7 protein-coding genes are annotated in these 12,863 nt (G+C 65.6%); 5 read left to right on the plus strand and 2 right to left on the minus strand.

Annotation, left to right across the window (positions count from 1 at the left end; all coding sequences use genetic code 11):
• The first annotated feature begins 9 nt into the window (after nt 1-9).
• The 4 genes from ACODTA_RS16940 to ACODTA_RS16955 all read left to right on the plus strand — a co-directional run bounded on the left by ACODTA_RS16940 (nt 10) and on the right by ACODTA_RS16955 (nt 9,640).
• Entirely contained in the window at nt 10-2,214 is a 2,205-nt protein-coding gene (locus ACODTA_RS16940; protein ID WP_489067148.1) for a TonB-dependent receptor, read from the plus strand.
• Nucleotides 2,215-2,284: 70 nt separating this feature from the next.
• The gene (locus tag ACODTA_RS16945; protein ID WP_489067149.1) at nt 2,285-5,278 is read left to right on the plus strand and encodes an amidohydrolase family protein; all 2,994 of its coding nucleotides are present in this window, start codon (nt 2,285-2,287) and stop codon (nt 5,276-5,278) included.
• Nucleotides 5,279-5,288: 10 nt separating this feature from the next.
• A complete protein-coding gene (locus tag ACODTA_RS16950; RefSeq protein ID WP_489067150.1) occupies nt 5,289-8,288 on the plus strand; it encodes an amidohydrolase family protein in 3,000 nt (999 codons plus the stop codon).
• Between the two features lie 14 nt (nt 8,289-8,302).
• Entirely contained in the window at nt 8,303-9,640 is a 1,338-nt protein-coding gene (locus ACODTA_RS16955; protein WP_489067151.1) for an MFS transporter, read from the plus strand.
• 6 nt (nt 9,641-9,646) lie between these two features.
• Here the strand turns inward: ACODTA_RS16955 and ACODTA_RS16960 are convergent, their stop codons facing one another.
• Both ACODTA_RS16960 and ACODTA_RS16965 read right to left on the minus strand, forming a co-directional pair.
• Nucleotides 9,647-10,930, minus strand: a complete 1,284-nt coding sequence (locus tag ACODTA_RS16960) for an N-succinylarginine dihydrolase (RefSeq protein WP_489067152.1) — start codon at nt 10,928-10,930, stop codon at nt 9,647-9,649.
• A 38-nt stretch (nt 10,931-10,968) separates the two neighbouring features.
• Entirely contained in the window at nt 10,969-11,964 is a 996-nt protein-coding gene (locus ACODTA_RS16965) for an arginine N-succinyltransferase (protein WP_489067153.1), read from the minus strand.
• 178 nt (nt 11,965-12,142) lie between these two features.
• On the opposite strand from ACODTA_RS16965, the gene ACODTA_RS16970 reads away from it, so the two are divergent.
• The gene (locus ACODTA_RS16970) at nt 12,143-12,637 is read left to right on the plus strand and encodes an Lrp/AsnC family transcriptional regulator (RefSeq protein ID WP_489067154.1); all 495 of its coding nucleotides are present in this window, start codon (nt 12,143-12,145) and stop codon (nt 12,635-12,637) included.
• The last annotated feature ends 226 nt before the right edge of the window (nt 12,638-12,863 follow it).

A 12,863-nucleotide genomic window follows, 5' to 3' on the forward strand; every position in this document is an offset into this window, starting at 1 on the left:
AGCTTCGCGATGAAAAAGGGTAGCAGATTCATATTCGGCCTGCTGGCGGCGTCCGGACTGACGATGCCGGCGATTGCGCAGACCGATCCGCAGCCCGCCGAAGAGACCGGTGGGCTTGAGGAGATCGTCGTCACCGCGCAGAAGACGCGCGACAATCTGCAGACCGTGCCGCTGTCGCTGACCGCTTTCACTGGCGACAATCTCACCCGTTCGAACATCGAAAACGTGAAGGATCTGGCGGCGCGCACGCCCAGCCTGAACGTCGACACCTTCTCGCCCGGCCAGCCGCGCTATTTCATCCGTGGCATCGGCGGGACGGCGGCGGGCTCTGCGCGTGACGCCGCCGTCGGCGTCTTCGTCGATGAGGTCTATATGGGCCGTCCGTCGATGACGAGCACCGACTTCGTCGATATCGATCGCGTCGAGATCCTGCGCGGGCCGCAGGGCACCTTGTTCGGCCGCAACGTCGTCGGCGGCGCGCTGTCCTATTTCACGCGCAAGCCCGATGACGAGTTCCGTGCCCAGGCGGCGCTGACCGTCGGCAATTACGACAAGATCGACGGCAGTTTCGCGGTCAGCGGTCCGCTGTCCGAGGGGGTTTCCGCCAAGCTGTCCTTCTCGTCACGCAATCATGGCGGCTACGCCTTCAACGAAACCACCGACAAGGACATCGAGACCGAGCATTCCAACGCGGTTCGCGGCGCGCTGCGGTTCCAGCCCGGCGAGGGCGTCGATATCCAGTTGAACGCCGACTATTCGAAACTGACCGGAAACGGCAACTGGTGGCATCTGCTGCGCGAAGGGCCGAACTCGATCGGCAAGGCCAATGCCGATCCACGGCGCGGGCGCAACTACACCGATGACGGTTTCAACCGGATCCGCAACGGCGGCGTCAGCCTCAACGCGCGGTTCGAATCCCCGATCGGTGAAATCGCGTCGATCACCGCCTATCGCGAATCGAAGCTGCGCACGCGCGCCAACACCACCGGCCTGTTCGTCGCGGAACTGACCGACCCCAACCGCAATCAATATCACCACACCCTGTTCATCCAGGAGGATGACACCGATTCGAAGCAATTCTCGCAGGAGTTGCGGCTCGCCAGCGATATCTCCGATCGGTTGAGCTCGGTGGTCGGCATTTATTATTTCCACGAGAAGGTCGATACGACCAACATCACCGATTATCGTTTCCTGCGCTTCAATTCGCAGGGGCGTCGCCGCTTCGATGCGAGCAACACCACCGATTCCTATGCAGTCTTCGCCAATCTCGCCTGGGACGTGACCGATTGGCTGAAGCTGCGCGGCGGCCTGCGCTGGAGCCGTGACGAGAAGGATCATATCGTCGTCGCGGGGGGCAACAACTATACGCCCTATCGTGACGGCGGCGTCATCGTACCCGGCTTCACCGCACCCGGCCGTGCGGCGTGGAGCGCACTCACGCCCGCTTTCTCGGTCAATTTCCAGGCGACGCCGACCAAGTTCCTCTATGCCTCGGTCTCGCGCGGCTTCAAGAGCGGCGGCTTCAGCGACACCGAAGTCGAGCGGCTGAGCGCGATGGAGCCCTTCGATCCCGAATTCGCCTGGAATTACGAAGTCGGCCTCAAGAGCGAATGGCTCGATCGCCGGCTGCGCTTCAACGCCTCGCTCTTCTACACCGACTATACCGACCTGCAGGTCACCGTGATCCGCCAGGTCGATCCCAACTTCCCGCCCTTCGGCGTCACCGGCAATGCCGGCAAGGTGGTGATCAAGGGCGCGGAGCTCGAGATCAACGCGGTTCCGGTCGAGGGCTGGAACCTCTACGGGACCTATGCCTATACCGATTCCAACATCAAGGAATTGATCAGCGGCACGACGAACCTGCGCGGCAATCGCCTGCCGCGCGCGCCCAAGCATAAATTCTCGATCGGCACATCCTATTCGGTCGATGTGCAGAACAAGGTTCGGATCACCGGGCGTGCCGAATATACCTACAGCTCGAACTTCTATTCCTCGATCCTCAATTCCCCGGTCGATCAGATCCCCAATCTCAAGAATCTGGATCTGGGCTTGTCCTTTTCCACGCCCGACGACCGATGGTCGCTCGAACTCTGGGGCAAGAACGTCACAGACCGGCTCAATATCAACACCATCTCCGAAGTCCCGCCGCTCGACGGCTATGCGCAGTTCCAGCCGCCGCGTACCTACGGTGCGACGTTGCGGTTCCGCTACTGACGAGGCCGGGATCCGGCCGGGCGCGTACCGCGCCCGGCCATGTGCAGAAAACCGGTTGTGGAGGGTGCAAGTGAAAAAGTGGCTCGCTCTGTCGATGGGCGTGGCGGCGCTGGCGGGAAGCCCGGCGCTGGCCGAAACCCGGCAATTCTCGGTCGACGAAGGCACCAACTTCGCGGCTGCCCTGTCTCCCGACGGCAAGGACGTCGTCATCGATCTCCAGGGCGAACTCCGCATCCTCCCCGCCTCGGGTGGTGAGGCGCGCCTGGCCGTCACCTTGCCTGACGAGGCGCGGCTGCCGGCATGGTCGCCCGATGGCCGCTGGATCGCCTTCCAGCATTTTTCCGCCGGCCAGTGGCGGATCTTCGTGATGGCGCGCGACGGCACCGGCCTGCGCCAGCTCACCAACGGCGCGGCCGACGATCGCGAGCCGGTCTGGGCACCCGATGGAAAGTCGATCCTGTTCAGCTCCGATCGCGCGGGCAATTTCGATATCTGGCGGGTCGGCCTGGATGGGGGCGATCCCGAACAGGTGACGACATCGCCGGCCGAGGAATATTTTCCCGCCGTCTCCAAAACCGGCCGGCTGGCGTTCGTCGCGATGGGCAAGGAGGGCCGCGATCTCGTCGTGCGCGAGAATGGCCAGGATCGCGTGATCCTGTCGTCGAAGGACGAACTGGTCGGCCCAAACTGGAACGCGGCGGCCGATCGGCTCGCCTATGTCGAATATCGCGAGATTTATGAGGGCCGCGATGCCGGCATGAGCGCGCTCAATCTCGTCGATCCCGCGACGGGCAAAATGGTGCGCGGCAGTGGCGCGCGCGAGGATGTGTTCGTCGGCCGGCCGCAATGGGCGCCGGACGGGCAGCTTTTCTATACCGCCGATGGCAAGATCCGCCTGCGCCGCGATGCGCGGACACGCGACATTGGCTTCACCGCGCAATTCACGGTCGAACGCCCGGCGCCCTATCGCTTCAAGCGCCAGGATCTCCGGTCGGCGGCGGCACAGCCGGTCAAGGGTATCATGGCGCCGGTCGTGTCGCCCGATGGGCGCCGGATCGCCTTTGTCGCGCTGGGCGATATCTGGCTGCTCACCACCGGCAAGGCCGAACCCGAAAGACTGACCGATGATCCCTGGGTCGATATCGATCCCGCCTGGTCGCCTGACGGGTCGAAGCTCGCCTTCGTGTCCGACCGGCGCGGCACCGGCACGCTCGAAGTCTATGTGCGCGACATGAAGACCGGGCACGAGGAACGGGTGAGCGACACGGCGGAAAGCCTGACCGCACCGGCTTTCTCCCCCGACGGCAAGAGCCTGGCGGTGACCATGCTCAACCATGGCGACTGGCACGCCAACACGCTTCATGTCCTCGATCTGGCGACGCATGCCTTGCGCAAGCTCGACGATCCGCAGTTCAAGCCCAGCGGGCCGCGCTGGCTGCCCGACGGCAGCGCGATCGCCTCGGTCGCGCTCGACTATATCTCCAAACGCTACCGCAAGGGGCTGAACGAGGTCCGCCTGGTGCCGCTCGACGGCTCGCCCGCGCGCTTCGTCAGCCCCACGCCGGGCGTGGCGCTGGGCATCCGTTCGGCCAACGGCATCACCTGGTCGCCCGATGGGCGCCAGGCGGCGTTTATCGAGGACGGGATGCTATGGTCGGTCGCGACCGCGCCCGATGGCGGTTTCATCGGCACGCCGCGGCGGCTGACAAATGATGTCGCGGATTATCCGAGCTGGACGGGGGATTCGAAATCGATCGTCTTCGCGTCGGTCGAGAAGCTCAAGCGCCTGAACATCGACGACGGATCGATCGAGGAGATTCCGCTGGCGCTGAACTGGGCGCCACGCCGCGCCAAGGGGCGCAAGGTGATCCGCACCGGCCGCCTGTTCGACGCGGTCGCGAACGGCTATCGCACCGATGTCGACATCCTGGTCGAGGACAATGTCATCAAGGAGATCGTGCCCCGCCGCGCGCGCTGGGACGATGCCGAGATTATCGACGCGTCGGACAAGACGGTGATCCCCGGCCTGTTCGAGAACCATATCCACAATTTCATCATCAACGGCGAGATCACCGGTCGCGTCGCATTGTCCTATGGCATCACCGCGATCCGCGAGCCCGGCACCGAGCCGAGCGAAGGACGCGAGTCCAAGGAAGCCTGGGCAAGCGGGCGCCGTGTCGGGCCGCGACTCTTCACCACCGGGCTGATCGAGGGCGGACGGGTCTATTATCCCATGTCCTATCCGGTGCGCTCGCCCGCAGCACTCGAACTCGAGCTCGATCGCGCGGCGCGCTTCGACGTCGATTTCATCAAGACCTATGAACAGCTCGACGCGCCCTTCCTCAAGCGCACCATCGAATTTGCGCATGGGCTGGGCATTCCCGTCACCTCGCACGATGCCTATCCGGCGGCGCGCTTCGGCGTCGATGCCGTCGAGCATCTCACCGCGCGCGATCGCGCGTCGATCGGAGACCGGCAATCGGCGCTCGGCAATATCTACAAGGATGTCGCGCAGATCTACGCCCAGTCGGGCATGGCGGTGGTGCCGACCGCGATCGGCGGCTCGATGCGCACCGGCGGCTATTATCTGCAACAGGCCGGGCGTTCGATGCTCGACCTTCCCCAGATGCGGTTGCTGCCCGAGCGTTTCCGCAACTCGCGGCAGATCGCCGGCGCGGTCGTGCCGGGCACAGCCGCGCTCGATGCCAAGCTGCTCGCGGAGTCCACCGGTGCGCTGCGCACGCTGATCGCGGCGGGCGTACCGATCCCGACGGGCACCGATACCGCCTTCTACAATATCGGTTTCGGCGTGTTCGGAGAGCTTTGCTATTATGTCGATGCCGGGCTGTCGCCGGCACAGGCGATCCGCCAGGCGACGATCGAGTCCGCCAAGCTCAACCATGTCGAGGATCTGCTCGGCTCGATCGAACCGGGCAAGCTGGCGGACATGGTGATCCTGTCGGGCGATCCGCTCGCGCGCATCACCGATCTCGTCAACGTCTCCGCCGTCGTGAAGGACGGCGAACTCCACACGCTCGATCGGCTGCTGGCCGGGCCGCGCTGAAGGAATCATGATGCGCAAGACAATCAAGCTGCTGCTGCCGAGCCTGATCGCGATGGCGGCCTGCCCGGCGCTGGCAAAGCCGGTTTCGTTCGAAATTCGCGAAGGCACCAATTTCGCGGTCGCGGCGTCGCCCGATCGTTCGGCGATCGCGCTCGACCTCCAAGGACGGATCTGGGTGCTCCCCTTCAAGGGCGGCGCCGCCCGGCCGATCACGCCGGTGATGGACGAAGCGCGCTTCGCCGCATGGTCGCCCGACGGCAAGTGGCTCGCCTATCAATATTATCGCGATGGCGGTTGGCATATCTGGATCAGCCGCTCTGACGGCAGCGAGCAACGCCAGCTCACCTTCGGCACCAGCGATGATCGCGAGCCGCGCTGGAGCGCGGATGGCCGCGCGATCCTGTTCGGATCGGATCGCGCCGACGGTTTCGATATCTGGCGCGTCGATGTGGCGACCGGCGCGATCGCGAGGCATAGCGCGGCGTCGAGCGATCCCGCGCGCGAGGAATATTATCCCGACGCGTCACCCGATGGCCGCAGCATCGCCTATATCGCCGCTGCCGGCCGTGGGCAGAGCCTGGTGGTCGAGACCGATGGACAGGCACGCACGCTGTTGACGGTGGAGGGTGACGATCTCGCCTTGCCGCGCTGGAGCGCGGATGGCGCGCGCATCGCCGTCAATCGCTACAATGAGGATCGCGCCGAAAGCACGCTCCAGATCGTCGATGTCGCGACGGGCGCGGTCGTGCGCGCCGACGATGGCAGGGAGGATCTGTTCCCGACCGGCGCGTCCTGGCTCGATGGCGACCGGATCGCTTATGCGGCGGATGGTCGGATCAAGATCCGCCGGATTGGCGGCAGCGCCTTGGTCGTGCCCTTCCGGGCGCGCTTCGACGTGGTGTCTCGGCCCGATTATCCCAAGCGCCGTTTCGATCTGGACTCGACGGGGCCGCGCCCGGTGAAGGGCATCATGCGCCCGCGCGTGTCGCCGGACGGCAAGGCGATCCTCTTCACCGCGCTCGGCGATCTGTGGCAGCTCGATATCGGCAACCCCAAACCGCGCAGGCTGACCGACGACGCCTATCTCGACATGGATCCGGCATGGTCGCCGGATGGCCGGACGATCGCCTATCTGTCCGACCGCCGCGGCGTGGGGACGACCGACCTTTATCTGCGCGATGTCGCGACGGGCAAGGAAAGGCGGCTCACCGAAACGACGGACGATCTGATGCAGCCCGTCTGGTCGCCGGATGGCAAGAGCATCGCGGTGTTCATGCGCGACGCCAATGACTGGCATGCCGCGCGGCTCCATATCGTCGATGCGATGACGGGCACGCTACGCAAGGTCCATGACGGCCTGTTCCTGCCCTCCACGCCGACCTGGTCGCCCGACGGCAAGTCGATCGTCACGCTGGCGCTGCGCACGCCGGGCAAGCGCTTCCGCAAGGGATATAACCAGTTCATGACGATCGACGTCGCGACGGGTGCGACGCGGTTCTCGACGCCCGACAAAAGCCGGTCGGTCTCCGCGCGCAGCCAGACCGCGCCCGCCTGGTCGCCCGATGGCGGCAAGATCGCCTATCTGCACCAGGGCGTGTTGTGGACGGTGGCAGTGGATGCGCGCGGCGACATGGTTGAGGCGCCGGTGCAACTGACGCGCGGTGACGCCAGCTATCCGAGCTGGAGCGGGGATTCGCGATCGATCGTCTATCTCGACGGCACCGCGTTCAAGCGCATTTCACTGATCGACGGCGCGATCGAGACCATTCCGTTCGATCTGAGCTGGAGCCGCAAGACACAGGCGCAGCGCACCGTCATCCGCGCCGGGCGCGTGTTCGATGCGGTCACCTCGGGGTATCGTCGCGACGTCGATATCGTGATCGACGACAACCGCATCACCCAGATCGTGCCGCGCCGCGCCGACTGGCCGGGCGCGCGCATCGTCGATACAGCGGGCAAGACCGTCATTCCCGGCCTGATCCAGACGCATATCCATCATTTCGTCAGCGATGGCGAAACCCCCGGGAGGACCTGGCTGTCGTTCGGCGTCACGTCGGTGCGCGAACCCGGGGCCGAACCCTATGAAGCGCTGGAACGGCGAGAGGCCTGGGCCAGCGGCCGCCGCCTCGGCCCGCGCCAATTCTATTCGGTGATCCTGGAGGGCGACCGGCTTTACTACTGGATGAATATCGGCGTCGGACCCGATGCGCAGCTCGATATGGAACTGCATCGCGCGCTGACGCTCGATTACGACTTCATCAAGACCTATGAGACGATGACGCACGAGGTGCAGCACCGCATCGTCGATTTCGCGCACCGCAACGGCCTGATGGTCGCCTCGCACGAGCTGTATCCCGCCGCCACCTTCGGTGTCGATGCGATCGAGCATATGGGCACGCGTGACCGCATGCAGTTCGCCGATCGCATCTCGATGCACAATCGCGCCTATGACGATGTCGTGCAGCTCATGACGGCGTCGGGCATGTATATCAGCCCCACATCGGGCGGGCGGCTGCCGGGCACCAGCTTCACCTACCAAATGCGCAAGCTGCCCGGATTGCTCGACCTGCCGCAGGTGAAGGCGTTCCCGCCCCGCTATATCGCGGCCTACAAGCGCGCGATGGGCTATTTCGAAAAGGCGCATGGCGATCGTGCGGCGGAAGCGGCGCGCGACGAACTGGCGACGCTCAAGACCTTCAGTGATCGCGGCGTCGTCATCGGCGCCGGTACCGATGGCGGCACCGTCAGCTATGGCTTCGGCGAGGTCGCGGAGATCATGCATTTTGCCGAAGCCTTCGGTGCTGAAAAGGCGCTGCGGTCGGCGACGATCGAGGGCGCGCGTATCCTGGGCGCCGATGCGCAGCTCGGCACGATCGAGCCGGGCAAGCTCGCCGATCTGGTGGTGATCGACGGCGATCCTCTCGCCGATATCCGCGATCTCATGAAAGTCGATACCGTGATCCGCGACGGCGAAGTCCTGCCGATCGCGACCTTGCTCAAGGCGCCATGACGGGGGAGGGGCCGGTGGCCGACAACAGGATCGATATCGCGCGGGCGATCGACGATGCGCCGATCGGCGGATTGCAGATCCGCGTTTTCCTGCTGTGCGCGTTCGTCGCGATGCTCGACGGGTTCGATACCCAGTCGATCGCCTTCGTGACCCCGGTCATCGCCGAGGATTGGGGCGTGGACGGCAAGAGCTTCGGCCCGATCTTCAGCGCCGGCCTTGCCGGGCTGATGCTCGGCCAGCTCATCTTCAGCATGCTTTCGGATCGGTTCGGGCGGCGCCGCGTCATCATACTCTCCACCCTGTGCTTCGGCGCGCTCACGCTCGCCACCGCGGCGGCGCAGAACTGGTGGATGTTGCTGGGGCTGCGTTTCCTCGCCGGCTTCGGGCTTGGCGGCGCCATTCCCAACATCATGGCGATCACCGCCGAATTCGCGCCCCGGCGGATACGCGCGACGATGGTCGCGCTCGTCTTTGGCGGCTTCCCGCTCGGCGCGGTGCTCGGCGGCTATCTCAGCATGCATCTGATCGCGGCCTTTGGCTGGCATGCGGTGTTCATCGCAGGCGGGATCGCGCCGCTGGTGCTGGTGCCCGTGCTGATCGCCGCCCTGCCCGAATCCCCGCGCTTCCTGTTGCGTGCGGGGTCGGGCCATGAAACCGCGCTGGCGCGCGTGATGCAGGCGATCGTTCCTGCGGCGGCGCAGCCCGGCTGCACATTCTTCGCCGACGAACCGGCCGCGGCGCGTGCGTCGCTGGCGTCGCTGTTCAGCGATCGCCGCGCCGGGCCGACGACGATGCTGTGGATCGCCTTCTTCATGAGCCTGTTGGTGATCTATTTCCTGATGAGCTGGCTGCCGCTGATCATCAAGGATCGTGGGCTTTCGCTCGATACCGGCATCGCCGCCGCGATGGCGCTCAATCTGGGCGGCGCGTTGGGCGGGGTCGTGCTCGGCTGGCTGATCGACCGCCATAGTCCCTATCCGGTGCTGATCGGCGCCTTTCTGTCGGGTGCGCTCAGCATCGTCGCGATCGGGCTGAGTGGGGGGGCGATGACGCCGCTGATCGCGAGCGTGTTCGTCGCGGGTTTCTTCTCGGTCGGCACGCAGACTGGCCTCAGCGCGTTCACGACGGGGCAATATCCCACCGCCTTGCGATCGACCGGTATCGGCGCGGCGCTGGCGGTCGGCCGGATCGGATCAATCGTGGGGCCAATGGCCGGCGGCGCATTGCTGGCCGCCGGCTATCCGATCGATCGGATCTTCTTCGCCGTCGCCGTGCCGCCCCTATGCGCCGCGCTCGTGCTGATGGCGCATGGCGCATTTTCGCGCCGCGCGGCGGCGCCTGCGGCGATCTGAAGCCTCTCAGCCTTTCGCCAGATGGGCGTCGAGCGCGTCGTGCGCCGCCGCGACCGCCGCCCAGAGGTCGGGATGATGCAGATCCTCGGCGGCGATGGTTTCCGGCCACCAGGTCTCGACCAGCCGGACCAGCGCATCCCAGCGCCGCTCGTCGAGCAGGAAGGCGGGATCGATGCCGGCAATGGCGGCCTCGCTCGCCGGTACGCGCAAGCGCAGGCAGGCGGGGCCGCCGCCATTGCGCATGCTTTCGCGGACATCGACGATGATCGCCTCCGCGATCGGATTGTCGGCGGCGAGCAGCCGGTCGATCGCGGCCTTCACATCGGGGTCGCGATTGACCTCGGAGGGCAGGACGAGCGCCATGGCACCGGGTTCGAGCGTGACGAGCTGCGAGTTGAACAGATAGCTGCGCACCGCGGATTCGAGCGATACGCCCTCCACCGCGATCAGATGCGCGTCGGGCATAAGTTCGGCGATGCGGGCAAAGGCCCGTGCATCCTCATCGAACGCCTGGGGATGGGCGAGAAGAACGGTCTCGTTCGCGACGGCGACGACGTCATTGTGGAAAGCGCCCGCCGCGATCGCCGCCGCCGACTGGCGGATATGCAGCGCGCCGCCTTCGTTCAAACCGGCCAGCCGCGCGACCGCTTCGCCTGCGCGCCGGCACTGGCGTTCGGGGAAACGCCCGCCGCGCTCCTCGCCATGGACGAAGATGTTGAGCCCGGCAGCGCCATGATGCGCGGCGATGCGCATGTGATTGGCGGCGCCCTCGTCGCTCAGATGCCGGCCCGGCGCCAGCGGCGCATGCACCGCGAAATGCCGTTGGTCGGCAAAGACGCGGCGGAGATTGGCGAAGGTCTCTGCGGCTTCCAGGCTGCGGTGCAACATCGTGTCGAGATTGGCGGTGACGAGGTGGACGCGTCCGTCGCGCGCATCGGCGGCGGCGATGACGGTCGCGGCATTGGCGGTCCACATCGAAGATGCCGAACAGGCATTGTTGAACAGCGCCGGATCCTCATGCGCGGTCTGGCGCAACACCTCCTGATCGGTGCCCGCGAAGCCCAAGGCGCGCAGCGCGTCGATAGCGGGGCGGCGCAGCGGCGGCAGGAAGCCCTGGGCCAGGCCGCGATCGAGCAATGTCCGCATCTTCGCCAGGCCCTGCAGCGCGGCCGCGCGCGGATGCGACGTGCCGCCGGCATTGCTGGCGCTCGCGACATTGCCCAGCGAGAGCCCCGCATAATTGTGCAGCGGCCCCACGAGCCCGTCGAAATTGATCTCACGCACCTGCATTGGTTTGATGTCCTTCCTGTCGATGTGCCGGATGCGTCTCAGAAACGCGTATGCCGTGCCATGTCGCCCTTGCCCAGCTTGAGTGCCGTCGCCGTTTCCGGCGCGATCGCGATGCCCGATGCGGTGCGCGTGGCCGGCGCGCGCATCACACGGAAATCACCACCCTCGTGCGCGGCGATCAGGCTGTCGACGCCATCGGCGCCCACTGGCTCGATCGCGTCGATCCGGTCGACCATGCTCGACCGGATCGACGCGAGCCCGTCGATCTCGGCGATCAGCGTCGGCCCGGCGTCGAAGATGTCGATATAGCCATCCTCGCGAAACCCTTCGGCCAGCAGCAGGTCGCGCGCGCGCCGGCCATCGGCATGCGGTTGCCCGATCGCCGCCTGGGCCTCGTCGCTCAACAGGTTGGCGTGGATCGGATGGCGCGGCCCCATATCGGCGATCATCTGGTTGCCGGTCAGCGCGTTGAGCCGGTCGGCTTCCTCGAACGGCATGTCGTAGAAGCGGCGGCCCACCGCATCCCAGAAGGGCGAATGCCCGTCGACATGGACGCCGCGAAGGTCGGCGATCACCTTTTCCCCGAAGCGTTCGCGATGGCCGGCGATGAAGAGATAGCGGCTGCGCGACATCAAGGCGCCGGCGGCGCGGCCCTGGAACGCCGGATCGACGAGCAGTCCGCCGACTTCGGCATGGCCGTCGAGATCGTTGGTCAGTGTCAGCATGCGGAACGAGACGCGCCGGCCGGTCACCACCGATCGCTGGTTCGTGCGGCTGATGCGGTAGCTGTAGAATGGCCAGTCGACGCCGACGCGTGGAAACACCATGCCGCAGCCGATCAGGTCCGCGCCGTGCGACAGGACAAGGATGATGGGGCCGGGCGCCTGGGGATCGGCGAGCGCTTCGGTGCCGGCATGGAGCCGGGCCGCGAGCGCGTCGCGATCGGGCGGCAGGTTGGTCATTCCCGCGCCGCCCTTGCGGGCGAGCGCGAGCAACGCGTCGCTATCGTCGATGGTCGCGATCCGGACGAGCATGCCGGCACTGTCTCCCCTCAAACTTCGATCGGACAGCCGTAGCGGTCCTGTTGGCGAAGAGGTGATGGAAGGCTGGTCGGCCTGCCGCATTTTCTGCGGCAGGATGGCGTCAGGAACGCATCTTCTTGTTCATGGATCGCGCTAGTGCGAGGATTGAAGCCCAATCGGAAGGACGGCAGTGCAGCAGAATCTTTTGGATCGAATCGATCTCGCCATCCTGGATCGCCTGCAGCGCGACGGGCGCATGACCAATCAGGCGTTGTCGGAAGCGGTCAACCTGTCGCCAAGCGCGTGCCTGGCCAGGGTCCGCGCGCTCGAGAAATCGGGCGTCATCATCGGCTATCATGCGCGCGTGGCCGCCGAACGGATCGCGCCCACCATCATCGTGCTGGCGGAAGTGACGCTGAAGAGCCACCATCCCGAGGATTTCGGCCGGTTTGAACAGGCAGCCGCCGAGATCGACGAAATCGTCGAGGTGCTCGAACTGAGCGGGTCCTTCGATTATCTGCTCAAGATCGCGGTGCCCGATATCCAGGGCTGGCGCGCGCTGTCGGACCATTTGCTCGCATCGCCGCTCGGCATCGACAAGATCACCTCTCATGTCCTGATGAAGCAGAGCAAGGCCTTTACGGGCTTCCCCATTCGCCATCGCGATCCGCGGATTGTCCGCTAGCCGTCGCAGGGGCTTTGAAAGTCGAGCGGAAACAGTCTGATCTTGGCCGTGGCCTTGTTGATGATCGGCGCATCGGCAAGGATGACGTTACGGTCTTCGAACGAAATCTGTCCGCATTTCGTAAGCAAGATACTGTTCTGACTGCGAAAATCGCAGCATTATTGGGAGGGGGCAATGCCGGCTGTCAGCCGGCGCGATACCGATCCCTGTCGGCGGATACTGAGGA

This window comes from Sphingomonas sp. FG14 (genome assembly GCF_057809675.1).